The organism is Rhodococcoides trifolii (genome assembly GCF_014635345.1).
Lineage (GTDB): Bacteria > Actinomycetota > Actinomycetes > Mycobacteriales > Mycobacteriaceae > Rhodococcoides > Rhodococcoides trifolii.
Genome location: NZ_BMCU01000001.1, coordinates 1,036,899 through 1,062,095, shown reverse-complemented (window position 1 = coordinate 1,062,095; position 25,197 = coordinate 1,036,899). Strand labels below are relative to the sequence as shown.

26 protein-coding genes are annotated in these 25,197 nt (G+C 66.9%); 10 read left to right on the top strand and 16 right to left on the bottom strand.

Annotated elements, in window-relative coordinates; all coding sequences use genetic code 11:
• Window positions 1–50: 50 nt before the first annotated feature.
• Genes IEW02_RS04925 through IEW02_RS04895 form a run of 7 tightly spaced genes read right to left on the bottom strand, consistent with a single transcriptional unit; the run spans window position 51 to window position 3,856 of the window.
• Entirely contained in the window at window positions 51–200 is a 150-nt protein-coding gene (locus tag IEW02_RS04925; RefSeq protein WP_188543526.1) for an LxmA leader domain family RiPP, read from the bottom strand.
• Window positions 201–253: 53 nt separating this feature from the next.
• Window positions 254–397: an LxmA leader domain family RiPP gene (locus IEW02_RS04920; RefSeq protein ID WP_188543524.1), complete on the bottom strand. Its 144-nt coding sequence runs from the start codon at window positions 395–397 to the stop codon at window positions 254–256.
• Between the two features lie 38 nt (window positions 398–435).
• Window positions 436–585, bottom strand: a complete 150-nt coding sequence (locus tag IEW02_RS04915) for an LxmA leader domain family RiPP (protein ID WP_188543525.1) — start codon at window positions 583–585, stop codon at window positions 436–438.
• Window positions 586–634: 49 nt separating this feature from the next.
• Window positions 635–778, bottom strand: coding sequence for an LxmA leader domain family RiPP (locus IEW02_RS04910; RefSeq protein WP_188543524.1), 144 nt, complete (start codon window positions 776–778; stop codon window positions 635–637).
• A 20-nt stretch (window positions 779–798) separates the two neighbouring features.
• A complete protein-coding gene (locus IEW02_RS04905; RefSeq protein WP_188543523.1) occupies window positions 799–1,770 on the bottom strand; it encodes a T3SS effector HopA1 family protein in 972 nt (323 codons plus the stop codon).
• Window positions 1,767–2,828 carry a class V lanthionine synthetase subunit LxmK gene (lxmK, locus tag IEW02_RS04900; protein ID WP_188543522.1) on the bottom strand — a complete coding sequence of 354 codons (1,062 nt, stop codon included), beginning with the start codon at window positions 2,826–2,828 and terminating at the stop codon, window positions 1,767–1,769. The genes IEW02_RS04905 and lxmK overlap by 4 nt, the downstream gene beginning before the upstream one ends.
• Entirely contained in the window at window positions 2,825–3,856 is a 1,032-nt protein-coding gene (locus tag IEW02_RS04895) for a methyltransferase (RefSeq protein ID WP_188543521.1), read from the bottom strand. Before IEW02_RS04895 ends, lxmK begins: the two co-directional genes overlap by 4 nt.
• Before the next feature lie 290 nt (window positions 3,857–4,146).
• Here IEW02_RS04895 and IEW02_RS04890 point away from each other — a divergent pair, with 290 nt between their 5' ends.
• Window positions 4,147–4,752 carry a response regulator transcription factor gene (locus tag IEW02_RS04890; RefSeq protein ID WP_188543520.1) on the top strand — a complete coding sequence of 202 codons (606 nt, stop codon included), beginning with the start codon at window positions 4,147–4,149 and terminating at the stop codon, window positions 4,750–4,752.
• Window positions 4,753–4,757: 5 nt separating this feature from the next.
• On the opposite strand, the gene IEW02_RS04885 is transcribed toward IEW02_RS04890, so the two are convergent.
• Window positions 4,758–4,994 carry a hypothetical protein gene (locus IEW02_RS04885; protein WP_188543519.1) on the bottom strand — a complete coding sequence of 79 codons (237 nt, stop codon included), beginning with the start codon at window positions 4,992–4,994 and terminating at the stop codon, window positions 4,758–4,760.
• Between the two features lie 97 nt (window positions 4,995–5,091).
• On the opposite strand from IEW02_RS04885, the gene IEW02_RS04880 reads away from it, so the two are divergent.
• Window positions 5,092–6,285, top strand: a complete 1,194-nt coding sequence (locus tag IEW02_RS04880) for a sensor histidine kinase (protein ID WP_188543518.1) — start codon at window positions 5,092–5,094, stop codon at window positions 6,283–6,285.
• Here IEW02_RS04880 and lanM read toward each other — a convergent pair.
• On the bottom strand, window positions 6,213–8,807 hold the full coding sequence (lanM, locus tag IEW02_RS04875) for a type 2 lanthipeptide synthetase LanM (RefSeq protein WP_188543517.1): 2,595 nt from the start codon (window positions 8,805–8,807) through the stop codon (window positions 6,213–6,215). The two genes, IEW02_RS04880 and lanM, sit on opposite strands and share 73 nt — an antisense overlap.
• A gap of 10 nt (window positions 8,808–8,817) precedes the next feature.
• The gene (locus IEW02_RS04870; protein WP_188543516.1) at window positions 8,818–8,982 is read right to left on the bottom strand and encodes a hypothetical protein; all 165 of its coding nucleotides are present in this window, start codon (window positions 8,980–8,982) and stop codon (window positions 8,818–8,820) included.
• A gap of 313 nt (window positions 8,983–9,295) precedes the next feature.
• Here IEW02_RS04870 and IEW02_RS04865 point away from each other — a divergent pair, with 313 nt between their 5' ends.
• Window positions 9,296–11,065, top strand: a complete 1,770-nt coding sequence (locus tag IEW02_RS04865) for a helix-turn-helix transcriptional regulator (protein ID WP_188543515.1) — start codon at window positions 9,296–9,298, stop codon at window positions 11,063–11,065.
• Between the two features lie 9 nt (window positions 11,066–11,074).
• Complete coding sequence (locus tag IEW02_RS04860) at window positions 11,075–14,443, top strand: TM0106 family RecB-like putative nuclease (RefSeq protein WP_188543514.1); 3,369 nt, start codon at window positions 11,075–11,077, stop codon at window positions 14,441–14,443.
• Here IEW02_RS04860 and IEW02_RS04855 read toward each other — a convergent pair whose 3' ends face one another.
• The 3 genes from IEW02_RS04855 to IEW02_RS04845 are packed head-to-tail and all read right to left on the bottom strand — an operon-like array spanning window position 14,444 to window position 17,303.
• Window positions 14,444–15,463: a magnesium transporter CorA family protein gene (locus tag IEW02_RS04855; protein ID WP_188543513.1), complete on the bottom strand. Its 1,020-nt coding sequence runs from the start codon at window positions 15,461–15,463 to the stop codon at window positions 14,444–14,446.
• Between the two features lie 8 nt (window positions 15,464–15,471).
• Entirely contained in the window at window positions 15,472–16,659 is a 1,188-nt protein-coding gene (locus IEW02_RS04850) for an amino acid deaminase/aldolase (RefSeq protein ID WP_188543512.1), read from the bottom strand.
• Complete coding sequence (locus IEW02_RS04845; RefSeq protein WP_188543511.1) at window positions 16,656–17,303, bottom strand: TetR/AcrR family transcriptional regulator; 648 nt, start codon at window positions 17,301–17,303, stop codon at window positions 16,656–16,658. Before IEW02_RS04845 ends, IEW02_RS04850 begins: the two co-directional genes overlap by 4 nt.
• A gap of 56 nt (window positions 17,304–17,359) precedes the next feature.
• On the opposite strand from IEW02_RS04845, the gene IEW02_RS04840 reads away from it, so the two are divergent.
• Together IEW02_RS04840 and IEW02_RS04835 are read left to right on the top strand one after the other, a co-directional pair.
• Window positions 17,360–18,670 carry a D-arabinono-1,4-lactone oxidase gene (locus IEW02_RS04840; protein ID WP_188543510.1) on the top strand — a complete coding sequence of 437 codons (1,311 nt, stop codon included), beginning with the start codon at window positions 17,360–17,362 and terminating at the stop codon, window positions 18,668–18,670.
• Between the two features lie 5 nt (window positions 18,671–18,675).
• Window positions 18,676–20,166, top strand: a complete 1,491-nt coding sequence (locus IEW02_RS04835; protein ID WP_188543509.1) for a molybdopterin-dependent oxidoreductase — start codon at window positions 18,676–18,678, stop codon at window positions 20,164–20,166.
• 62 nt (window positions 20,167–20,228) lie between these two features.
• Here IEW02_RS04835 and IEW02_RS04830 read toward each other — a convergent pair whose 3' ends face one another.
• Window positions 20,229–22,175 (bottom strand): MDR family MFS transporter, encoded by a 1,947-nt coding sequence (locus IEW02_RS04830; RefSeq protein ID WP_229745776.1) that lies wholly within the window; start codon window positions 22,173–22,175, stop codon window positions 20,229–20,231.
• 2 nt (window positions 22,176–22,177) lie between these two features.
• Window positions 22,178–22,651, bottom strand: a complete 474-nt coding sequence (locus IEW02_RS04825) for a MarR family winged helix-turn-helix transcriptional regulator (protein ID WP_188543508.1) — start codon at window positions 22,649–22,651, stop codon at window positions 22,178–22,180.
• A gap of 206 nt (window positions 22,652–22,857) precedes the next feature.
• Between IEW02_RS04825 and IEW02_RS04820 the strand changes: the two genes are divergently transcribed.
• The 3 genes from IEW02_RS04820 to IEW02_RS04810 are packed head-to-tail and all read left to right on the top strand — an operon-like array spanning window position 22,858 to window position 24,040.
• Window positions 22,858–23,034 (top strand): hypothetical protein, encoded by a 177-nt coding sequence (locus IEW02_RS04820; protein WP_188543507.1) that lies wholly within the window; start codon window positions 22,858–22,860, stop codon window positions 23,032–23,034.
• On the top strand, window positions 23,031–23,609 hold the full coding sequence (locus IEW02_RS04815; protein WP_188543506.1) for a PRC-barrel domain-containing protein: 579 nt from the start codon (window positions 23,031–23,033) through the stop codon (window positions 23,607–23,609). The genes IEW02_RS04820 and IEW02_RS04815 overlap by 4 nt, the downstream gene beginning before the upstream one ends.
• Entirely contained in the window at window positions 23,609–24,040 is a 432-nt protein-coding gene (locus IEW02_RS04810; protein ID WP_188543505.1) for a PRC-barrel domain-containing protein, read from the top strand. The genes IEW02_RS04815 and IEW02_RS04810 overlap by 1 nt, the downstream gene beginning before the upstream one ends.
• Here IEW02_RS04810 and IEW02_RS04805 read toward each other — a convergent pair.
• Window positions 24,013–24,309, bottom strand: a complete 297-nt coding sequence (locus IEW02_RS04805) for a hypothetical protein (RefSeq protein ID WP_188543504.1) — start codon at window positions 24,307–24,309, stop codon at window positions 24,013–24,015. The two genes, IEW02_RS04810 and IEW02_RS04805, sit on opposite strands and share 28 nt — an antisense overlap.
• Before the next feature lie 35 nt (window positions 24,310–24,344).
• On the opposite strand from IEW02_RS04805, the gene IEW02_RS04800 reads away from it, so the two are divergent.
• On the top strand, window positions 24,345–25,103 hold the full coding sequence (locus IEW02_RS04800) for a tyrosine-protein phosphatase (protein ID WP_188543503.1): 759 nt from the start codon (window positions 24,345–24,347) through the stop codon (window positions 25,101–25,103).
• Window positions 25,104–25,197: the final 94 nt, after the last annotated feature.

Below are 25,197 nucleotides of genomic sequence, written 5' to 3'. Positions count from 1 at the left end.
CGACGGTCGGCGGCATCGAAGCGATGGGATTTCGCGCGGTCAGTACCCGATCAGCACGTCAGCTTGGCGGAGGCGTAGGACGCCAGGGCCGAGCACGGGATAGTGGTGGCCGGGGTGTCGGCGGCGTTGGTGTCAGTGATCTCCTCGGGCGTCGCGTAGGAGTCGAAGCCGTCGAGGATGTCCTTGGTGTTCTCGTTCATTTCGGTGTTCCTTTCGTGTTCTTTTCCGATGGAGGGTGATGCGAGGGGTGTGCTCAGCAGCCGAGTTCGGCGGTGGTGATCGAGGCGAGCGCGGAGCACGGAACGGTGGTGGCGGGTGCGTCGCCGGCGTTGGTGTCGGCGATCTCCTCCGGCGTGGCGTAGGAGTCGAAGCCGTCGAGGATATCCTTGTTGCTCATGATGATTCCTTTCGCTGGTGCTGCGGTGGAGGGGACGGTCAGCAGGTGAGTTTGGCGGAGGCGTAGGACGCCAGGGCCGAGCACGGGATGGTGGTGGCCGGGGTGTCGGCGGCGTTGGTGTCGGTGATCTCCTCGGGCGTGGCGTAGGAGTCGAAGCCGTCCAGGATGTCCTTGGTGTTCTCGCTCATGATGATTCCTTTCGAGTGGTTTGTTCGGTGGGTGTGCGGAAGGTGTTGCTCAGCAGCCGAGTTCGGCGGTGGTGATCGAGGCGAGCGCCGAGCACGGAACGGTGGTGGCAGGTGCGTCACCGGCGTTGGTGTCGGCGATCTCCTCGGGCGTGGCGTAGGAGTCGAAGCCGTCCAGGATGTCTTTGTTGCTCATGATGATTCCTTCCTTGTTTGCTACCGGACACGGTGTCCGGAGCCACTCGCCGCGGGCGCGGCGAGAAGTGTGGGGGTTGCCGGCGCACTGTGCTTGTCGGCAACAAGGTGTTTTTCGGTAACACCGTGTTTGTCGGCAACACTGTTGCGCCAGTACTCGACTGGGTCGACGCCGGCCGCGGAGAGTGCCGCGGCGAGGTCGAGGCCGGGGGTCAGGGCGGCGCGGGCCACGATCGACGCGCGGTGCTGGCCGTAGCTCAAGCCGCGTCGGGTCGGATCCGGGTCGGCCGGTTCCTGGGCGAATCCGACACCGGGCGCGAGCTCGGTCACGAAGGCCGACACGCGGTTCCAGCGTCCGGTGACGGATCCGACAAGGTCGGCGAGCATGCTCGCATGATGGCGGTCGGTGTGGTCGAGGTACACGGTCACAGCGTCGGTGCGGGGGTAGACCGCCGGGGTCGACGCGATCTTGGCCTGCCATCTGCGACCGTGTGTCCGCAGGTATCCGACGGCGAGTGCGAAGTCGTCGAGCGCGGCGTCGATGCCGTCGGCCGCGAGGTAGACCCGCCAGAGGGCGTCCCGACCCGTCGCTCGTGGTCGCTCGTCGCCGAACACCATGTAGAAACCCGGCGACAGCGCCGGCCAGCTGTCCGAGATACGCAACACGGGCTCGGGAGAGTCCAGCAGTACCCGCGCGCCCATGACGGACCCGGTGGTGCGATCGCCGTCGACGCGAACGTCGGTCACGGGAAGCGAAATCTCGCGGCGCGGGAGACGGTCGGCGATCGCGCTCTCGGTGGCCGGGTCACGATCGATGCGCGACAACGAGTTTCGGCCGATCGGCCAGCCGACGTGCAGGCGTTCGTAAAGGCGGCGGCCGAGGTCGGACTCGAGCTGACGGAGGTCGGGCGCCGATACGCTCTCACCGTCGACGGTGGCGATGACTGCCTCGGTGTCGATCCGGATGCGGCTGTCCCAGCGAGTGGTCGTCATGACAGGTCCTCCAATCCGAGGAAGCGGTGCACACCTGCGGGATTCAGAACGGCGGAGCGTCCCACTCCCGCGGCGGCGCGATGGATCGCGGGCAGCACGGCGTTGGTGGCGGCGCCCGCGACGAGGCGGTCGAGCAGATGCCAGCCGGCGAATTGTCCTGTGCGCGCCACGAACTCGTCGTCGACGTCGCGTGCCCCGCGGTATGCGGACCAGAACGCGCGGGCGATGGGTGCCAACAGCTGCGCCTTCTCGTGTCCGCGACGGACCACCGCGGCGGCGCCCTCGGCCCGGTTCATGGCGGCCCCGCCGCCGCGGCTGGTGGGGATGTCCAGGACGGCGCGGTAGAGCCACTCACCCAGGAACGATCCGGTGTCACGTGCCGGGTCTCCGGTGCCGAATTCTTCCCAGTCGACGATCCAGGTGCGGTCGTCGACGAGGATCTGATCGACGCGGAGATCACCGTGGATGGGAGTCCTGTCGACCGAGTTCGACGTCCGGGCGAGGTCGGCGAGTGCCGCGCACAGCGTGGCGTCGGCTTGGAGGAGTCCGTACGCCTGCAGCTCGCCGCCGGTGAGATGCCGGAGGTGGCGGTGCGGAATGCCGGCCAGCAGAGTCGTCGACGGTGCCGGCGTGGGTCGGTCGTCGCGATCGGGCACTCCGAACGTGGGCCGGGCGTGCAGACCGGCGATCGAGCGGCCGATGTCTGCTGCGACGGTGGTGGCGAAGCGTTCCTCGACCATCAGCGTGCTGCCGTTCTCCGCGTGTGGCAGAAAGTCCTGAACGATGATGCCCAGTTCTGCGTTGACCGCGAGGATCCGCGGCGAGCGAGGCAATCCCGCTGCGGGGTGGCGCGAGACGAAGCTGTCGTAGGCGAGGCAGTTCTCCATTTTGATTGCGGCGTCTGAGAATTGGAGCTTCTTGATGAAGTAGTCGCCGGTGTCGGTTGTGATGCGGTAGTTGGCGTTGCGACCGAAGAGTCGGTCGCCGGCGGTGCGGGGTGCGGTTCCCAGCGCGTGCTCGTGCGAGATCGCGTGGAAGTGCTCGAGGATGTCGGTCATGATGCATTTCTCCCGATGAAGAGGGACCGGTCCGCAGCCGAGGTGTCGGACGACTCGATCTGCAATCCGGCGCGGCGGATGAGCTCGGCGACGTCGTCGGCCGTGCGGTCGGGCCGGGTGACCGATCCTTCGATCCGGACGGCGACCGAGGTGGTGGGCGCGAGGGTGCCGTCGGCGATCAGGTGAACTTCGGCGACGACCACAAGGCCGTGGTCGCCGGCGGCCTCGGCCGCGCGGCGAAGGATCGCCGTCGCGTCGTCGTCGTTCCAATCGGCGAGGACGGCGGAGAGCAGGTACACGTCGTGTCCGACGGGAAGCGGGTCGAAGAAGCTGCCGTGGGCGCCGCGGAGTCGGTCACCGAGTCCACGTTCGACGGCGCGGGTGCGCGCACGGTCGGCGAAGACCGGGAAGTCGAGGACGGTGCCGCGCAGATGCGGGTATCGCGTCAGCAGGGCCAGCAGCAGCGATCCGGTGTTGCCGCCGAGATCGACGACGGTCTCGACGTCGTTCCACACGTCGGATCCGAGAACGGACTCCGCGGCGAATCCCGGTTCGTCCCACTCGAAGGCGTCGACGCATCCCTCCTCGTCGTCGATTTCCTGCCACAGCGTGCGGCCGGTCGATGCCTCCGAGGCGGGACGTCCGGTGAGGACGGTGTGATGGAAGTCGGTCAGGGCCACTTCGTTGCGACCCACCAGAGTCGAGGTGTCGAGCAGGTCCCGCACCCCGAGCTCGTGATGCTCGGCAGTGAGCAGCCGGCCGAGCGGAGTCAAGGAGTAGGTGGTGAGCGAGGTGCCCGTCGTGTCGGCGTCGATGAGGCCTTCGTGGACGAGGTGGTCCAGGGCCACCTGCACTCCGCGGCGGTCGCCTCCGATGGCGCAGGTCACGGCGACGGCGTCACGCGGTCCTGCGGCGAGGGCGTCGAACAATCCCGTCCGGACGCCGGCGCGGATCGTCATCGGCGTGACGATGTCCGCCTTACCGATCAGTTCCGACACCAGTGCGGTGTCCACGTCTGCGATCGTCACGACCTCGTCCTTTCGTTCGGTGGTTCGTCGTCTCTGTGGTTCGTCGTCTCGGTGGTTCGTCGTCTCTGTGCTGACATCGATATTGCTCGACCGAAAGCAGGTGCGGCAGTGTCGAAGTGACGTCCTTTGCAGGTGTTGGATCACTGATCTCGGGTGCGAAATGTCATGCGCGGCAGGAACAGAAAAAACCCCGCACACGAGGGGTGTGTGCGGGGTTTCCGGCCGAGACTGCTTCGGGGCGATAAGCTTCGAAGCGTTCTTCTCTTCCTAGGCGAAACGAGTTCACTGGCGTGGGGGATCTACGAATCGTCGTTGCGGACGACGAGGTGACCATTCGGTCGGCTCTCGTCGAACTGTTGAATCTGCGGCCGGGCCTGTCGGTGGTGGGTGGTGCCGCGAACGGCGCCGAGGCCGTCTCGCTCGCCAAGGCCCACACTCCCGACATCGCGCTGCTCGACGCGGACATGCCGATCATGACCGGCATCGAGGCGTGCGCCGAGTTGGCGCCTCTGGGAGTCAAGGTGATCATTCTGACGGCCAGCGTGACCGCCTCGACCATGCGTGAGGCGATGTCCGCGGGAGCCAGTGGATATGTCACGAAGTCCACCGCGGTGAACGAGTTGTCCGACATCATCGTGCGGGTTGCCGGCGGCCAGTCCTACGTCGATCCGCAGCTCGCCGCGTCAGTGATCGCCGCGCCGGAGAACCCGCTGAGCCCCCGTGAGATCGAGGTGCTCAAGTTGGTTCTCCCCGGCACTCCGGTGGCGGACATCGCGAAGGAGCTGCACTTGGCGGTGGGTACGGTACGGAACTACCTGTCCTCCGCGATGTCCACGCTCGGGGCCCGCAACCGTCACGAAGCTGCACGGTTGGCGGTCGAGAAGGGTTGGGCGTGACGGCCTCAGCTGTGGCCGGCCGTCCGCTGACCGCGGAGAGCGACGTAGGCCGTACGGCCGAGCGAGTACCCGACGAGCACGACGGCGGCCACGATCACGACCGCGTCCACACCGCCCTGCACGGCGATGATGACGGCAACGGCGAGAATCGAGAACAGCAGGTTGGCGATGGTCACGGGGATCTCGCGCGCCAGCGTGGGGGCGGGTCCGAACTTCATGACGTCCTTGGTGAAGTGCGACATGGCAACTTTCCTTTCGTTGAGGTGACGACCGGGTTCGTGCTGTCCACTTTTCTCGTGCGCGGGGCGTTCGGTTAGTGCACAAGGTCAGGAGATGAACATGAGAAATGTCCCGGGTGAACGTCCCGAGCGGCGCTATCTCAACCTCGGCGGGCTCTACGTCGCAGCGACGCTGCTCATCCTCGCCTGGGGAGACATCGCGACCCTGATCGGACGTAGCGAGCTGCGGTTTCACCTGGTCTCGACCTGGGTGTGCCTCGCGCTCACCGTGGCCGCACTTCTCGGGCTCTCCTACCTGATCGTGCGCGCCTCTCGTGCCGACGTGAAACCGACACGCGCGTTCCGCCGCAGCGTGTGGATCTACGCGGCCGCAGCGCTCGCCGTCGGCGCCGTGTCGGCCGTGATCGGCGTGAGTGCGTACCGGGGTCTGGTGTGGCAGTCGACGCTGATCGTCATCTGTGTCGCGTTCGCCTTCGCGCTCGTCTCGACCACACGTGGCGTTCTCGCGTCGGTGGTCGCCGTTCCGCTGTGCCTGGCTCTGACCGGTCAGCCGGCGGCGCTGTTCTTCTTCGCCGGGTCGATGTTCTTCAACCTGGTGTTCGTCCGGCTGTCCCTCTGGGTGCTCGGCATCGTGCGCGAACTCGACGGCGCCCGGCAGACCATCGCCGTGCTGACCCTGGAACAGGAGCGCACCCGCTTCGCCCGCGATCTGCACGACGTGATGGGCCGGTCGCTCTCCTCGATCGCCCTCAAGTCCGAATTGGCCCTGGCCACAGCCGACATCGACGAAAAGGACGATCACGTGCGTGATACCCGCGCACTCGCGCAACGTTCGCTCGACGACATGCGCGCCCTCGTGCGGGGCTACCGCGACATCGCGATCGGGACCGAACTCGACGACGCTCTGATGCTGCTCAGGTCCGCGTCGATTCTCGCGGAAGTCGACGGGGACGGCGGCGCGGACCTGGACGAGACGAGTGCGCGCAGCGCAGCGTGGGTGGTGCGGGAAGCGGTGACCAACGTCCTCGCGCACGCACCGGAGGCCACCGAGTGCACCATCACCGTGGACGGCGCAGTCGTGGAGATCGTCAACGACGGGGCACGTTCCGGGGTGGACACCACTCGTCCCGGTAGCGGTCTGATCAACATGCGTGAGCGTGTCGAGGCCGCCGGCGGGACCTTCGTCGCGGGAGCAGAGGGGGACCTCTTCCGGGTTCGGTGTCAGTTCTCCCGGCAGCGTGCAGCGCGTGTCGACGCCGTGAGAGCGATGGGGTCCGGTTCGTCGTCGGTCTGAATCAGTAGCCGTGCGTGGGCAATTCCGGGAACACCGGTCATGAATCCGAGCGCGCCGACGTGGTGGCTGTGGCCCGTGGCGTAGCCGCGACGAACGATCCGGTCATGTAGCTCGGCGGCGCGTACGCGATGACGATCCTCGTCACCGGTCAGGGCGGCGATGTGCCGCAGCGCCAGGACGGTCCCCGCGCCGCCGTGACACAGGGTGTCGTCGTCGACCGGGAGCGTCGTACTGTCGACGAGCGCCCTGGCGGACGAAGCGGATTCGCCGAGCACATGTGCGATCTCGGTGTGCGCCATCGCGAGACCTGCGGTTCCCCAACACCACCCGTCCTCGATCGGTGTCGGCGCGTTGTCGAGCACTCGGTGGATGACGCCGTCGTATCGGTCCGTGCCGAGGACACGGCTGCCTCGCGCCAGCGCCCACGCGGCGCCGTCGATTCCGTGTGCGAGACCTCGTGCAACGGAACCCTGTTCGTTCAGGTGGCGCCCCAGGCGCTCGCAACACCGGGCGAGGAAATCCGGCGCAACCCAGTCGGTGGTGGCCAACAACGCGGTGGCACCGGCAAGGCCACCGACCACGTCGAGACGGTCGTAGTTCTCGATGTCCGCGCACTCGACCATCGCGGTCAGCAACCGAGTTGCGAGCACCCGGTCCGACGGTGTGGCGCACGCGGATTCACGGAGCATCCAGACCGTTCCGAGAGCGCCGGTGTAGGGGCACAGATCGTGCGACGATTGTGCGAGCCGGTGCTCGGCGTCCTCGATCACGGAGTGCAGATCGCTCCTGGCCTTCGAGAAGAGCGTCCCTCCCCCACCGTGATAGAGGGTGGGGTCCGAGGCTGCCAGTGTCGATCCCGACCCTGTAGGCAGGGCGTGCACGGCGGACGTCGCGTCCCGCGTAGCTCGTGCGGCGACACGACGCGACACTCGTGCGGCGCTGCGCCGGGCATCGCGCTCGACGAGGGCGCGGTGCAGATCGTCACCGCGAATGCGGACGGACCTCGGTTGGACGGACTCGACCACACCGGCGATCGCGGACCGGATGACATGCTCTGCGGCAACGGGATTCGTACGGATCGTCCGGTCGAGACAGCGTTGGGCGCGGGCGAGAGCCGTGTCGGTGGACGCTGCCCTGACCACCTGACCGCCCGCGCGCAGCGTCGTGTCTGCGGCCGGGCCGACGAACCGCGGGACGTCGCCGTCGCACAACGCCTGCAACTCCAGGCTCCGCGCAGCGTCTCCGCCCGTAAAGGTGGGCGGCAGCATCTCGAACAGCCGGCGTCGCTCGGCCGGTCCGGTGAGGTACCGCGGGTGGGTCGAGGCATCGAGGAACGCCCCGTACACCGCGGTGGGTCGGACCACCCGCCGGAACTCGGTTGCTGCGGCGGTGTCCAGAAGCTTGCGAATCTCGTTCTCGCGACTGCGGATCACCGATACTCCGGCTCGGTATCCGTCGACGATGTCGTCGATGTGCTCCTCGATCGGCACGGCGACCCCGGCGACGTGTGGACGATGCGACGACACGTCGACCGTCGTCGGCTGCGACACCAAGGTCATCGCGTCGGTGCCGGCGTGTACCAGGACGCGCGTGGTGGACCCGTCGACGGTTCGGCGACCCGCCGGAGAGACTGCAGCGATACACGTTCCGGATACGGCGTCGCTCGCGGACGGCAACATACCGGTGCCGAGGGGACCGTCGGCCAGCACCGAGTGGTCCGTCGCCGGGTGCAGCAGCGTTTCGAGGTCGATCGGAACCGGGAATTCGCCTGCCGCAACGATGTTTTCGAGATGCATGTCGGTTGCGCCGACCGCGGAGAACAGCGCGAGAAGCCGACCGAGCCGGCGATGGAACCGAGTTCCGCCTCCCGGATCGACGATGCCGTGCGGCGCACGGAAGTCGTGCCAGGAATACCCGTCGCGCGTCAGGACGCGCGGAACGGACAGGGCGTCGGACGCAGCCGCGCCGCGGTCGACGACACCGACGAGTGCGTGCAGCAGCAGATCCGGGTCACCGCTGCGCGGTTTGTAGACCACTCGACGATCGCCCGCACCGACCATGACGACCCGGCGACCGCCCTCGTGCGGGTCGCCGTGCCCGAAGTCGATCGAATCGACGGGCTCCGCGATTCCGATGGTCTCGCGGTCGGCGCCGAGGGCGCGCAGAACATCGGCAAGTTGCTCGACCCGCCCGGCCACCACCGCGTCGACTCGCCGGACCAGTTCCGGACAGCGGTCCGCCAGCACGTGCGCCGCGACTGCGTCGAACTCGCGCAACGCTCGATCGGTGGTGGGGTCGGCGCGATGCCCGTGGAGAGTGCGAAAGCGCTCGAACTCGGTGATCACGGCCCAGGTGACGAGGCCCGCGATCTCCCGGTCCAGGCGGGCGGTGAGACCGGCCACGACGTCCTCCGTCGCCAGGAGGTCTCGGTGCCGATCCAGCACCGCCCGAAGTCGCCGCTCCGCACCCCGACGCTGGGGTGCGGTCGACGCGGCGATCGGGTCGACCCGGGTCAGCGTCATCCGGCGGTGATCAGAGGCAGGAGAAGGTGGCACACGAGAACGTCGGCACGCCCATGGGGCCCGAGCCGCGCGGGACACTCTGGTGCGGCGTCGCCACCGTTGCCAGTGCGGCCAGGGCGCTCTCGTCGGGTGCGGACACTGCGGTGATCGCGCTTGCAAAGGTGGTGGTGTTCATGACGGTCTCCGTTCGTGAGTGCTGCGAATTGATGACTGCTCTGGGGTGTGAGGACGAAGTTATGCGCAATTCGGACACCGCGAAACGCATGTTCGTGCGAGTGCGTTTTGTCATCGATCGCACGGGAGTGCGATGTCGACACCGCACATCTGTGTGATGCCGGGTGGCGGGCATCGACCGCGGCGGTGCGAACCGGGTGGTGTGGTTAGCAGACCTGTGGGAGGTCGCTCGGGTTATCGTGGCCGGACACAGGCGCAAAGATCGTGGATTCGCTCGAAACGAACATCGGAAATATCGCGATCGGCGGGGTGACGTGGCGGAAATTGTGGTCGGGCTCGAATCGGTACCGAACGACGATGCGAGCGAGGTGACCACCGCGATGCTTCGGGCGGCACTCGCCCGGCGCGGGGTGGCAGCCGACATCGACGACACCGTGCTCTCGGCCGTGTCGGGGTGTGCGATCGCCGTCGACGACCCGGAACTCTGCGCCACGGCGCTGCTCGATCTCGGACCGATGACTGTCGTCGACGCGCTGGAGAACGGGTCCCGGTGGGCCGGGTTCGTCGAACGGCTCGCGCGGTCCGGCTCGCACGCGATCGTCGAGTCGGTGCCGGAGCCGCGGTCGCCGGACGCCGCGGACGTGTTGCGGTGGTTGCACATTGCCACGGGGACGGCATTCGTCGACATGCTGCGCTGCGTCACGGACGCGGGTACAGACGTCGACACGGGCATCGACGAACTCGCCGCGGCCGGGGTCGTGCGCGTGTCCTACCCGGTACGCGGACCCGCGTCCGAAACAGCCGGCACCCGTGTCGCGGTGACGATGAGCCACCTCGGTCACGCCGCCGACGCAGTGCGCCACTGGGCCATGGCGGGCGGAGCCGAACTGGTGCCCGCCATGGCCACCGCCGTCGACGTCTGGGTGCGCGACGATCTGCGCACGGCACGCATGGACCCGTACCGGTTCGTCGGGCACGCGTCGGCGATGCGTCGGCACGGACTTGTCGCCATCGACCGCTTCGCTGCATCGGGACGGTGGGACGACGCCGTCGAGATCGCCGAGACACTCGCTCCGGCGCTCGTCGCAGCCGGGATCTACCGCGCGCTGCATCGGCAGGTGACCGCACTGTTGAACACGTCGACGTCCGCATCGAACGACATTCGATGTCGCCTTCGATCGATCTCGGCCGAACTTCACCTCGCCAGCGGGGACGTGGACATCAGTCGCCACCTTCTGAACGCGGCGACGTCACCCGGGCCCGACAACAGGGACATCCGTTGGCGCACAGAACTTCTCGCAGCGGTCTGGGCTCCGCGGGTGGACCCCACGGCCGTCCTACGCTCGGTCGAGCGAGAGATCGCAGCGGGCGGTTCCCACACGATCGCCGCCGAGGTGACGCTCGATCTGGCGTCCCGACTCGTGCACGACGGGCGACCGTCCGACGCCCACGCCGTTCTGACCGCTGCCGGAGCTCACGCCGCCGTTGCCGGCCACGACCTTCTCCTCGCCCGGTTCAACGTGACCGCGGCGATGATCGAGGCGCAGATCGGGGACAGCGCCACCGGGAGGCAACGGCTCCGGGCGGCGTACCCGGTCGCGGCCGCGCACGGTCAGCACGTGTTCGTCCAGTTCGTCGCCGGGTCGACGGGAGCCGCCCGCCACGACACCGTCTCAGACGGTGCGGCCCACCTCGTGGACGCCGTCGACGCCCTCGTCGGCACCGGGGCATTCGAGCTCGATCGCGACCGGCTGCTCGCCACCTACGTCGCCGATCACGGGCCAGGGTGGCGCTCGGGGTCGCACCGGTCACCCCCACGGCCCGCGCTCGCCGCCGTCCACACGATGTATCCGGCGATCGCGTCGGGCACCGAGACGTTGCACGTCGTACCGGACCCGACCACCGAGGCGCTCACGGCGCGGGAGTCCCAGGTCGCAGAGCTCGTGGCCGGCGGTCTGAGCAACGTCGACATCGGACATCGGCTGGGCATCTCCCGGTGGACGGTGGTGAGCCATCTGCGCAACATCATGCGCAAGTGGGACTGCACCTCGCGTGTCGAGGTGGCGCTGCGCTATCGCCAGTAGGGTCGAAGCGTGTTCGTTCTCGGAGAGCTTCTGGTGCACAGCGCAAGCGACCTCACGGTGGCGTCCGACTGCGAGTTCCGACTGCTGACCGTGCTCGACGCCCACCTCGGGCGAGTAGCCGTGGAGAGCGCGCCGGACCCGATGCTCGAGCGGTTGTCCCGACTCGGCTCGGAGCACGAGCAACGTGTTCTGCGCGAGTTTCGACGTGAGTTCGGCGAGGGAGTGGTTCAGATCCCGCGGCCGTCGAGCACGCGGATTCTCTCGGAGATCGTGGTGGCTCGCGACGCGACGGCGGCGGCCATGGCAGCCCGAACGCCCGTGATCTACCAGGGCACGATCTTCTCGGAAGAGTCGCAGTTCCTCGGGTTCAGCGACTTCCTCGTGTGGGATCGCGCACTCGAGGCGTACACGGTGTACGACACCAAACTTGCACGGCACGAACAGGTGTCGTCCATTCTGCAGATCGCCGCCTACGCGGACACCCTCGCGCAGACCGGTGCCGTGATCTCGCCCGACGCGCATCTCGTGCTCGGCGACGGCACCCACTCCGTTGTCGACCTGCGTGACGTCCTGCCCGTGTTTCGGCAGGCGCGAGATGTCATGGTTCGACTGTTGAGCCGTCATCACGACCAACTCCTGCCCGCGGCCTGGGAGGACCTGACGGTGCGCGCGTGCGGCCGCTGCGACGCCTGCGCCCCGGAAATCGAACGCACGCGCGACCTGATGCTCGTTGCGGGAGTCCGGTCCACCCAGCGAGAAGAACTGCTGCGCAGCGGCATCGGAACAATCGACGACCTGGCTGCCGCGACGGACGTTCCCGACGGCATGTCGGCGCGGACGTTCCGCGGGTTGGTCGCCCAGGCGTCGTTGCAGGTGCGCCAGGAACTGTCCGGGGAACCCGTCGTCGAGTTCTTCGATCCCGAGGCGCTCGGTTCGCTCCCGGAACCCGATCCCGGCGACATCTTCTTCGACTTCGAGGGCGATCCGTTGTGGGCGGAGCCCGGGAGTGCGGACTGGGGGCTCGAGTACTTGTTCGGGGTGGTGGAGTCGAGCGGCGCCTTCCGGCCGTTCTGGGCCCATGACCGCGCATCGGAGCGCCGGGCGCTGATCGAATTCCTGGATTACGTGACGGAACGACGACGCCAGTTCCCCCGTATGCACGTCTATCACTACGCGCCGTACGAGAAGACCGCTCTGCTTCGTCTGGCGGGTCGGCACGGGGTCGGCGAGGAGACCGTCGACGACATGCTGCGCCACCGCGTGCTGGTCGACCTGTATCCGATTGTGCGAGCCAGCCTTCGGGTGGGAGCACGGTCGTACAGCATCAAGAAACTCGAACCGCTCTACATGCCGGACGCGCGTGACGGTGACGTTCAAGACGCCGCCGCGTCGATCGTCGAGTACGGGAACTACTGCGATCTCCGCGACCAGGGACAGGCCGACGCGGCGCAGAAGATCCTCGACGACATCGCCGAGTACAACCGCTACGACTGTGAATCGACACTGGCGCTGCGTGATTGGCTGACGGCGCATGCCGGCGAACACGGTGTGACGCCACACGAGACGAAGCCGGTGGAGCCGGCGCAGGACGAACGGACCGACCTCGAGACGACGCTGTACGAGCGATCGGAGTCCACGGGTGAGCGTGCCTACGCGCTGCTGGCGGCGGCGCTCGGCTATCACCGCCGGGAGGAAAAGCCGTTCTGGTGGGGACATTTCGACCGGTTGAGCAGCCCGGTCGACGAGTGGGCCGACACCAAGGACACGATCGTTGCGACCTCGGCCGAGACCGACGGCTGGCAGCCGCCGCGCACGCCGCGCAGCCGGCCACGTCGAACAGTTCGGTTGACGGGTCGGTGGGCCGAGGGAAGTTCGATGGGCGGCGACGTCTACTTGCTCTACGAGACACCAGCTCCCGACTGGATGGAGGTCGGCGACGATCCGACCGTCCGCTGGTGCACCACCGGGAAGATCGTGGACTGGGCCGACGACGGTACCCGGGTGGACGTCGAAGAAGGCCTCAAGCGAGTGGCGACCGAATACGGCGACCTGCCGATGGCAGTGGCCCCTCAGTCCGGACCGTCCGCCAAGTCACTCGCCGAGTCCATCGAACGCACCTCCCTCGAAGTTCAGGCCGCAGAGTCGTTGCCGGACAACGCTGTGTTCGACCTGCTCCGGCGACAACCACCCCGCGGACCGCTGCCCCGTTCTCGGAACGACGATCGACAATCGGTGCTCGAGGCCGTTCTGGGATCAGAGAATTCCTACGTGGCCGTCCAAGGTCCACCGGGAACGGGCAAGACGCACACCGGTTCCGGTGTGGTCGCCGATCTGGTGAACCGCCGCGGATGGCGCGTCGGCATCGTCGCTCAGTCGCACGCGGTGGTGGAGAACATGCTGGCGGCCGTCCTCGACAAGGGCGTCCCTCCCCAACAGGTGTTCAAGCGCGGCGACGCGGCCGGTAGCACGCCGTGGACCGTCGTGAAGAACGTCGGCGAGGCCCTGGGTTCCGGCGGCGCCGTCGTCGGCGGGACTGCGTGGGCCTTCGTCAAGGACTCCGAGTTCGAGGAACCGCTGGATCTCCTGGTGATCGAGGAGGCCGGGCAGTTCTCGCTGGCCAACACCATTGCCGTGGCTCGGAATACGAGACGGCTGCTCCTGCTCGGCGACCCACAGCAGCTGCCTCAGGTGAGTCAAGGACGTCACCCCGAACCGGTGGACACGTCTGCGCTGGAGTGGCTGTCCGATGGCCACGACACCCTGCCCGACGATCTCGGCTACTTCCTCGCCCACACCTGGCGTATGCACCCGGCGTTGTGCGCACCCGTGTCCGCGCTGGCCTACGACGGGCGTCTGGAGTCGAACGCTCCCGAGCGGATGCTGGCCGGAGTCGAGCCCGGCGTACACACTGTTCTGGTTGCGCACGAGGGTAATTCGACGTACTCGGAGGAGGAAGCAAAGGCCGTCGTGAAGCTGGTGAAGTCGTTGCTGGGAAAGAAGTGGACGGACGGGCCGGCGCCGACGAGACGACTCGCGCCCGGCGACGTCCTCGTGGTCGCCCCGTACAACGCTCAGGTTCAGGTGCTGCGGGACCACCTCGAGCGGGCCGGTTTCGCCGATACGAAGGTGGGCACCGTCGACAAGTTCCAGGGGCGCCAAGCTCCGGTGGTGATTCTGTCGATGACAGCGTCGGCGATCGAGGATGTTCCGCGCGGAATGGCATTCCTGTTGTCGCGCAACCGACTCAACGTCGCGATCTCGCGGGGGCAGTGGGCCGCGTACGTCGTGCGGTCGCCGCGGTTGACGGAGTACCTGCCGTCCACCCCGGCGGGGTTGCCTCAGCTGGGGGCGTTTCTGAGGTTGAGCCCGTCGCGGTAGTCACAACCACCCGCGCTTCTTGAACAACACGTACAGACCGCCGGCAGATCCGATGATGACGACGGTGCTCGAGACCAGGCCGCCGGTGTCACCGAAACCGGGATAGGCCACGTTCTGCCCGAACCATCCCGTGACGGCCGTCGGCACCGCGATGATGGCGGCCCAGCCGGTGAGCTGTTTCATGACGATGTTCATGCGAATGTCCTGCAGCGACAGGTTGGTCTCGAAGATGGCACCGACCATGTCCCGCAACGATTCCGTCCATTCGGTGGCACGCATGATGTGGTCGTAGAGGTCGGCGTAGTCGCCGTCCAGAGCATTCCCGCGGGGGTTGATCTCCTGACGTTCGCGCATCACGCCGTTCACCACCTCCCGCATCGGCAGGATGACCCGTCTCAGTTCGACGAGTTCCTTTCGCACCCGATAGGTGTACTGCTGCAACGCTTTCGTGCGGGTCGAATCGTCGAACAGCGAGTCCTCGAGGGACTCGATGGCGTCGTCCATCACTCCGATCGTGTCGAAGTGGCCGTCGACGATCACGTCGAGGAGCCCGTGCACCAGAGCGCCGACGCCGAGAGCAAGCATGTCGGAGTCCGATTCCCACCGAGTGATCACCTCGTCCATGTCGAACAAGTCGTTCGATCGCACGGTCACCATGCCTCGCGGAAAGACGAAGGCCGACACGCGCGTCTTGCGCACGCGTGACTCCAACATGTCGGTGCTCTCGTCGTCTGCGGAATCCGCGATCTGCGTTGCGTAGACGGAGACGAAGGTGTGGTGGGCGTACCTCGTCGCCTTGGGACGCTCTCCTTCGGAGATCGCGTCCTCGACGGCGTTGCGATCGAACGAGAGTTCGGCCGCAAGCTCTTGGAGGTGGTCGTGATCGGGCGAGCACAGATCGACCCAGACCAATCGATCCTCGCGCGCGAGATAGTCCGACAGTTCGCCGAGTGCGAAACCCTCCGACACGACCTTCCCGTCGTGCCACGCCCGAGTGCGGACACCGTTGTGATCAGTCATGATCGCTCCTAACCGAAGCACTGCCCTTCGCCGCGATACGTCGGCACCGTGGTGAGTGACCCGTCCGCCTCGACGATACGGACCTCGGTGAACCGTTCGCAGACCTCGCCGGCCTTGGCGTGCCGAAACCAGACACGATCGCCGACGGTGAGCCTGCCGTCGTGCTTGAGCGGAGTCTGAACTTCGCCGACACCCTCGTTCTTCATGAGCTGAAAGGGGCTCTGCGGAAGAGGAACCCGAGACTTACCCGTGGGACCGGACGCGACGTAGCCGCCGCCGAATGCGGTGGCGATGCGGTCGGTGGGAGTCCGCACGACGGGCAGCGCGAACTGCAGTGCGGGCGCCGGGGTGAACGCACGATACCGATCGAACAGGGTCGGCCCGAACAGTCCGGAACCCGCGGTCACCTCCGTCACAGCGGGGTCGGCCGCGCTCACTTCGAGTGATCCGGTGCCGCCGCTGTTGACGAACTCGAGGCGACCGACCACCTCGGTGACCGCGTCCACGACGGCGCGACGACGGTAGGCGAGTTCCCCGGCAGACCTACGCTTCATCCACTCCACCGCTCGATTCGCGTCGGGAAGTCCGGCGATCTGCGCTTCGTAGAACATGATGCCGACGACGCGAAACCCCTTGTCCTGTGCAATTTTCACGAACGCGGTGACGTCGGCAGGCTCGCGCAACGGTGACCGTCGTACACCGATGTGGACCGGTCCGAGACGCAGGGACGCGTCCACGTCGACACAGATTCTCGGCGGCACCATCGAGGATTCCGATACCGCCCGGATGGCGTCGAGATGCGCGGGCGAGTCGACCATGAGGGTGATGCGGCCGGACAGAACACGGTCGTTCACGACGGTCGCCAACCCCTCACGGTCGACCGACGGGTAGCCGAGGAGAATGTCCTCGACGCCCGAGCGGGCGAGCCAGACGGCTTCGCGAACCGAGTAGGCCATGACCGAGACGAACCCGTCCACAGCGAGAACCTCGTCGAGCAGCGAACGGACGCGGACCGATTTGGAGGCGACCCTGATCGGCGTTCCCCCGGCGCGACGGACGAGATCGGACATGTTGGCCCGCAATGCCTCTCGATCGAGAGCCAGCAGCGGTGGGTCGAGATGCGCGGTGGCACTGCCCAGGCGGTCGGTGATCGATCGTGCGGACGGCCGGGCACCGGCCTGCACGCTGCGCGTCATAGAGGCACCGCTTTCGTCGTGAACCGTGCTGCGAGGTCGTCGAGTTCGGCAATGATGGCGAGGGAGTCGCGGTCGACGAGCCACCGCAAGACCAAGCCGTCGATGGTCGCCAGGGCTGCCCGCGCGAGCGAGCTCAGCGGTTCCGTCCACGCCATCGACGTGAATGCTGCTGTACGAGCCAGGAATTGCGCCGCTTCGGTGTCCATCACCTGATACTGCAGGAGGCCGATGTTACCGGCGACGGTCGAGCCGGCCGCGCGCGAACGTAGGGAGTAGGTGGTGATCTCGTACGTGAGCAGCTGCCGGTCCGCAGTGTTCTCGATGATGTCCCACATGGCCGTGAGTCCGCGGTGGAGGAGCTCGCGCATGCCTCGCGCCCCCGTCAAGCATGCGGCGGACTCGGTTGTCTCGGCGCCCAATGCCTCGCGCATGGCCCCGCTCAGCTGAGTGACGAGCTGTTCGCCCATCGCTGCGACGAGCGCTTCCTTGTTCTCGAAGCAGTAGTGAACTACGCCGAGCGAGACATGCGCTTGCTCCGCCACGGCGCGCACGGTGACCGACGCGATGCCGGACCTCTCGGCGATGGTGAGACCGGCCTCGATCAACTGCGTACGCCGCACGTCTGCGGGCAGCCGGTTCAGCATCTCCGGAATGGTAGTCAACTGTTGACCTGGACGCACGTCCAAGTGAAAATCGGACCATGACGCAGGTGTGGACCAACTGGGCCGGTAACCAGCAGGCGCGGCCGCAGGCGGCGTACGTCCCGCGCGACGTCGACGAGCTCCGCTCGGTCGTCGAGCGCGCCACTGCGTCCGGGCACCGGGTCAAAGCCGTCGGCGCAGGTCACTCGTTCACCGGCGTCGCCGTGACCGATGGGGTGTCGGTGTCGCTGGATCACCTGACCGGAATCGAATCCGTCACTCGCTGCGACGACGGAACCTCCCTGGTCACCGTCGGTGCCGGCACGCGGCTGCACGACCTGGGACCGGCGTTGTGGGAACGCGGACTGGCCATGACCAACCTCGGTGACATCGACGCGCAGAGCGTCGCAGGGGCACTGTCGACGGGAACTCACGGCACCGGCGCCCGTTTCGGCGGTCTCGCCTCACAGGTGGTGGGAGCTCGAATCGTACTCTCCGACGGCGACGAGGTGGAGGCGACCGGAGACCTGCTCGAGGCCGCGCGGCTCGGACTCGGCGCACTCGGCGTCCTGACCGCCGTCACTCTGCGGTGCGAACCCGCGTTCCTGCTGCGCGCCGTCGAGGCGCCGGGACGACTCGGCGAGACTCTCGAACGGTTCGCGGCGACGACCGCCGCCCTCGACCACTACGAGTTCTACTGGTTCCCGCACACCGATCGCGTGCTGACGAAAGCAAACACCCGTCGTGCGGCTACCGAGGCACCCGCGCCGCTCGGTCGCGTTCGCGGGTGGGTCGACGACGAGCTGCTGTCGAACTCGGCTTTCGAGGTCCTGAACCGCATCGGTGCGGTACGACCGACCGTCATTCCCGCGATGAATCGCCTGGCCGCGCGCGCCCTGTCCGCGCGGACGTTCACCGACCGGAGCTACCGGGTGTTCGCGTCGTCGCGTCGGGTGCGGTTCCGCGAGATGGAGTTCGCGCTTGCGGTGGAGCAGGTTCCCGACGTGCTGAACGAGATCCGGCGCTGGGTGGATCGTTCGGACTACCGCGTTGCCTTCCCGGTGGAAGTACGCTGCGCCGCAGCCGACGACGTGTGGCTCTCCACCGCCTACGGACGCGCCACCGGGTATGTCGCGGTGCATCAGTACCACCGGCGTGAGCCGGGCGCCTACTTCGACGCCGTCGAGAAGATCGCCACTGCGGCAGGCGGCCGTCCGCACTGGGGCAAGCTTCACACCCGCGCCGCCGACGATCTGCGTTCGACCTACGAGCACTTCGACAACTTCGTGGCGGTTCGCGACAAAGTGGACCCGCAGGGAACGTTCGACAACGCGTATCTCAGGAGCGTGCTGGGGCCGCGCTTACTGTAGGAGAAGTGAAACGCGCTATCTCCGGCATCCTGGCCGCTGCCTTCGTCCTCGGCGTCGGCGAACTACTCGCCGCGCTGATCGGGCCCGATTCGTCGCCGTACGTCGCGGTGGGGTCCGCCGTCGTCGACAACACCCCGGAGGCGGTGCGTGAGTGGGCGATCGGCACCTTCGGCACCTCCGACAAGACCGCGCTCTTCGTGGGCATGTCCGTGATCATCGTCGGCTTGGCCGCGCTGGCCGGCGTGGTCGAGCGCCGACGCGCACCGTACGGGTCGGCCTTGTTCGTCGTCCTGGGACTCATCGGAATCGTCTCGGCCACAACACGATCGGGTGCGACGCTGACCTCAGCGGTCCCGACCCTCGTCGGGGTTGCCGCCGGAATTGCGGTGTTGCGCGCGCTGGTGACCCGCGCCGAGACCGTCGACGGGTCGGGGCGGCGCAGCTTCCTGACGTTCGGCGCCGTGATCGCGGGGTCGGCCGTCCTGGCCGGCGTTGCGGGCCGGATGCTCAGCGCGTCGACCCGCAGCGTGACACAGGACCGCGCCACGTTCGCGGTTCCGACGCCGACGAGCCCGGCGCCACCCGTTCCCAGCGGAGCCGACCTGAAGCTCTCCGGTCTGTCGACGTACGTGACCGACAACGCCGACTTCTACCGGATCGACACTGCGCTCGTCGTACCCAAGGTGTCGACGCAGGAGTGGAGTCTGCGCATTCACGGAATGGTCGATCGCGAGATGACGCTGACATTCGCGGACCTGCAGTCACGAATGTCCATGGAACGAATGGTCACGCTCACCTGCGTGTCGAACCCGATCGGTGGAGACCTCGTCGGCAACGCGGTGTGGACCGGATACTCGTTGAAGGATCTGCTCGAAGAGGCCGGCCCGCAAGCGAAGGCGGACATGGTGCTCTCGTCGAGTCGCGATGCGTTCACCGCCGGAACCCCGCTCGAGGTTCTGCTCGACGGCCGCGACGCGATGCTCGCCGTCGCCATGAACGGACAGCCGCTGCCGGTCGAGCACGGATACCCCGCGCGGTTGATCGTCCCCGGACTGTACGGATACGTCTCCGCGACGAAATGGGTCACCGACCTCGAGGTCACGCGGTTCAGCAAGGCGACCGCCTACTGGACGGATCGCGGGTGGTCGGAGAAGGGGCCGATCAAGACGGCGACCCGCATCGACACCCCGCGCGAAGGCCGGTCGGCGGCAGCGGGCGACGTCGTCGTAGCCGGTGTCGCGTGGGCCCAGCATCGCGGCATCTCGCGCGTGGAAGTGCGGTTCGACGGCGGACCGTGGACGGATGCCGCGCTGTCCGAGGAGTATTCGCGCGACACGTGGCGTCAGTGGACGGTTCCGTGGTCGGCGGCGTCCGGGTCGCACCTGATCGAGGCGCGCGCGACCGACAGCACCGGCGAGGTACAGACGGAAGACCTGGCGGACACCGTCCCGGACGGCGCGACGGGGTATGCGCAGGTGCGGGTGGCGGTGGCATAGCCACCCACACACAGCACGGCGCGCCCACTCCGAAGAGCGGGCGCGCAGTGTGAACCGACTGTCTAGACCTGAACCCGAACTGCTGTGTTGTGCGTATCGGGCACATGGTTGTCACCGAGGACCCGAGCGATCTGGTCTTCGCTGAGACCCAGGCGGCGCAGGCGCTCGCAGACCGCGTCGAAGTCGAGCATCTTGGCGTCGAGCTCCTGTTGCAGCGCAACCACTTCGGAACGGATGGACTCGGCCTCTTCGAGAGCCTCGAGGGTTTCCTTCGGCTCCGGCAGAAGCAGTGCGAGCAGACGGTCCCGGGCGTCGGTGCTCAGACCGGCGAACGGTTCCTGACCGTCGTGCGCCTCGTGGCGACCCGAGACTGCGTCCTTGTCGTCGTCCGAAACCCACTTGAGCTGAACTTCCGATGCCTCGTCGGCCGGTGCGGCCGGCATCTCCGACGCCAGGTCGATCGTCTTGCGCAGGGGACGGTTCGGGATCAACGCAACCGCGAGAACCGTGACGATGCAGACGATTCCGGCGATCAGGAAGATGTGCCCGGTCGCGTCGCCGTAGGCGGTGCGGATGACCGTGGCCACGGCGGGCGGCATGGACGCGAGGTCGAGTCCTCCACCGCCACTGGCCGATCCGGGATCGATTCCCTCTGCGGCCAATCCGGTGGCGGACAGCGTCGCCACGCGGGAAGCGAGGATGGAGCCGAGGACCGAGACGCCGATCGCGCCACCGAAGGTACGGAAGAAGGCGACGGTGCTCGAGGCGGTACCGATCTCGTGGCTGCTCACCGTGTTCTGCACGGCGAGAACGACGTTCTGCATCAGTGAACCGACACCGAGTCCGACCACGGCGATCAGAACACCGATGACGTAGAGGCTGGTGGTGTGGTCGATGGTGCCGAGCAGACCGAATCCGGCGACCAGCAGAAGCGAACCGGTGACGATGAACGCCTTCCACTTGCCGAAGCGGGAGATGAGCTGACCCGTTCCGACGGACGCGACCAACATGCCGGCGACGAGCGGGATGGAGAGCAACCCTGCCTCGGTGGCGGTGTAGCCGCGAGCGGTCTGGAAGTACTGGCCGAGGAAGGTGGTGGCACCGAACATGCCGACACCGACGGCGATGGACGCGATGATGGCGAGTCCGGTGGTGCGCTGACGCACGATCTTGAGCGGGATGATCGGGGACTTCACGCGTGTCTCGACGACGAGGCAGGCGATCAGCAGCAGGACACCGGCGCCGACGTAGATCGCGGAGTCACGGGAGATCCAGTCGTAGTACCCGGCCTGGCCGGCGAACGAGACCCAGATCAGCAGGATGGAGACACCGGCGGTGAGCAGGAGTGCGCCGAGCCAGTCGATGGAGACGTGATCCTTGCGCTCGGTCGGGATCTTCAGCGTGCGCTGCAGCAGGAACATCGCGATGACGGCGAGCGGGATGCAGACGAAGAAGCACCAGCGCCAGCCGAGCGGGCTGTCGACGATGACGCCGCCGAGGATGGGTCCACCGGAGAGCGACACGGCCATGACGGCACCGGTGTAGCCGGAGTACCGGCCGCGTTCACGCGGGGACACGATGGTGCCGATGATGGCGACGACCAGTGCGGTCAGTCCGCCCATGCCGATGCCCTGCACGACGCGTGCGCCCAGAAGGACGGCCACGTTGGGAGCGAAACCGGCGATGACGGAACCGCCGACGAAGATCAGAATCGCGCCCTGGACCAGCAGCTTCTTGTTGAAGAGGTCGGCGAGCTTGCCCCAGATGGGTGTCGACGCCGCGTTGGAGAGCAGTGCGGCGGTGATGACCCAGGTGTACGCGGTCTGCGAGCCTTTGAGGTCACCGATGATGGTGGGCAGCGCCGTCGAGACGATGGTGGTGCTCAGCAGCGCGGTGAACAGCGCGGCGAGAAGCCCGACGAGGGCTTCGAGGATCTGGCGGTGAGACATCGCCTTGGGGTCGTGCACCACCGTCTCGGTAGATGGCGGAGCTTCCTGTGCAGTGGTCATGGTCATCTCGCAATCAGCGTGTAATCGGCCGAGGCGTGACGCGCCTGGTCGGTGAAGGTGTCCTTGAGGTGGCGTACGGATTCGAGCGCGGCGAGTGCTTGTTCTTCGGACCACTCGCCCAACATCGTCGACAACCGGGCCACCCTGCTTTCCTTGATTCGTTCCAAGATTTCGAAGCCACTGTCGGAGACCCGAACGAGCGCTGCTCGACGATCGTCGGGATCGGGGGTACGGGTGATGTATCCCCACTCGACGAGATCGGACAGTTGCCGACTCAGCGCGGACTGGCTGAGGCACAGCAACGACGCCAACTCGGTCTGACGACACTCGCCGTGAATGGAGAGCATCCCCAGGACGCCGGTCAGGGCCGGTGGCAGCAACGAACTGTCACTGTTTCCGACCGCCAGTTTCAGGGCCCGGCCGAAGAGAAACACCTCTTCGACCAGCTCTTCGGCTGTCTCGTGGTGGACTGCCATTGGCCACTCCAGACTGTGATTCGACTTACTTGCTGTCCGCAACTATACGAATACATACATGCGCTAAGCAAGTTAAAAAGCGTGTCTCGTGGGTCACAGCACGGAACCGCGGCATGGCCACGGGCTTCTGTGGGTAGTCGCACTACGATGACGTCATCGCTCGTCCCGCCGGGGGCGAGCACGTTCGCGGAAAGCACAGGTTTGTCATGGAGTGGTGGGGTTGGCTCATTCTGGTTCTGGTGATCATCGCGGTGATCGTCGGAGCCGTGCTCGCGATTCAGGCAAAGCGCCGATCGGGCGGCGTGATCATTGCCGATACCTCGAACGTCGAGAAGCCGGGCGGGCAGGCCGGAGGCCGGTCGGGAATGGGCGGCGCGTCATGACGGTGCTGATGCGGGCCAGTGAGATCGAGAAGCGACCCGTCGTCACGATGGCGGGTGAGGACGTCGCCCAGATCAAGGACATCGTCTACGCCGCCGGCGGCGGCGAGGTCTCCGGCTTCACCCTGGCCGGGCGGGGACTGTTCTCCGGCCCCAAGAAGGAAGTCCTTGCCTGGTCGCACGTCGCAGCCCTGGGTCCGGACGCCGTCATGATTCTGCGTGACGACGTATTGGCAAGTCCTACCGAGGTTTTCACTTCGGGCGGTAGCGGCGGCAACATCCTCGGCTCCCAGGTACTGACCGATTCCGGAACCGACCTCGGCAAGGTCATCGACGTGATCATCGAGGTCAGCGGAACCAACGGTGGCAAGTGCGACGTCGTCGGCTACGAGGTCGAATCCTCGGAGTCGCTGAAGAACAAGGGCACCAAGGTACTCATCCCCCTCCCCGACACCCTCGCTGCCTCCGCCGAGCACCTCATGGTGCCGGCGAGCGCCACCGAATTCGTCCGGGACGACCTCGCCGGGTTCGGCGCCGCCATCGAGGCGTTCCGCGCACAACTCGAAGGATCTCATTGATGCTGTTCTCCGAGGCCAAGGGCCGCAAGATCGTCAGCACCACCTCCGCCGACACGGTGGGCAAGGTTCACGGGTTCGTCGTGGACGCGGACACCCGTTCCGTGCTGGCCCTGAACGTCAAGAAGGCCGATTCGGGCGACACCCTGACCTGGTCGAACATCGCGGGGTTCGGCACGGATGCCGTCACGGTGACCGGCGCCGAGCAGATTTCCGCCGCGGACGCGGACGTCGAGGCCAAGAGCGGCAAGGACAAAGCAATCCTGGGCAAGCGCGTGCTCAGCACCGGCGGTGCCGAACTCGGTTCGGTCAAGGATGTCGAGTTCGATTCGTCGACCGGGTCGATCACGTCGATCGTGCTCGAGAGCAGCAGCGTCCCCGGCGCCGGGCTCATCGGAATCGGGTCCTACGCGGTGGTCGTCGACAAGGGTTGATCGGACCGCCTGCGTGCGGCCCGGACGTACCCGACCACGGCGATCCCGACGCCGATCACCGAGAGCAGATCGGACTCGGTGATCCCGTTGGTAGGGGTGATCACGACCAGTACTCGGCCTTCGATGGGTCCGTTCAGCAGAACCCATGCCACCGACGTGACGACGACGGCCGTGGAGGACAGCAGCGTCGGGCGCGCGAGACACCACGAACACGACGCGAACAGTGCGTTCATCACCACCAACGCGTGGAAGAACACCGAAGAATCCATTCCGCCATTGTGTCTGTCGGAGCTGAGGGGATCATGTGACGAGTCAATTTCTTCTGTCGGGCGCGTGGAACTACCGCGACGTGGGCGGACTGCGCACCACCGACGGCGGGATCGTCCGCAGCGGCGTTCTGCACCGCGCCTCCGCCCTGCGTCGGCTCGACGACGACGGTCGAGCCGCCCTGGCGGACCTCGGGATCACCGACGTGTTCGATCTGCGCGGCGACGCCGAGGTGGAACGTGAAGGCGCCGACCTCACACCGGAGTCGGTTCGGGTGCACGCGCGTCCGTACTGGAACTACCGCGGGGAGACGGCGCCTCACGAAGCACCATCCGTCCCGGACGAGGCCACAGCGATCGAGCACATGCTGACGTCGTACACACGCTTCCCGTCGCTCGACGGCGCTCGGGACGCCATTCGGTCGGTCGTCGAGACGATCGTGGCGGGCGAGGGTGGCGTCCTGGTCCACTGCGCTGCGGGCAAGGACCGCGCCGGGTGGACCGTCGCGACCGTTCTCCGCGCGGCCGGTGTGACCGAGGAGGACGTTCTGGCCGACTACCTCCGCAGCAACGACGCGATCGATCCGTTACGGCGCGATGTCGCGTCGATCTGGGGCGACACCCAGTACGCGAAGCTGACCGACGCGATGCTCGGAGTACGCGAGGACTATTACCGTGCCGCCATGGCGGAAGTGAACCGTCTCCACGGCTCGTTCGAGGGATACCTCGACGCCCTCGGAATCGACGGCGGGACCACGGCGAAGCTGCGTTCGGTTCTCGTCGACGATGCGCTCTGACAATCGATCCCGGCGCAACCGTGTAGACCTCCCAAAGTAACGGGTAAATCGTCCGTTCGAACGCCGTTCTTTGTACCGTGAGTCTGTGACCCCG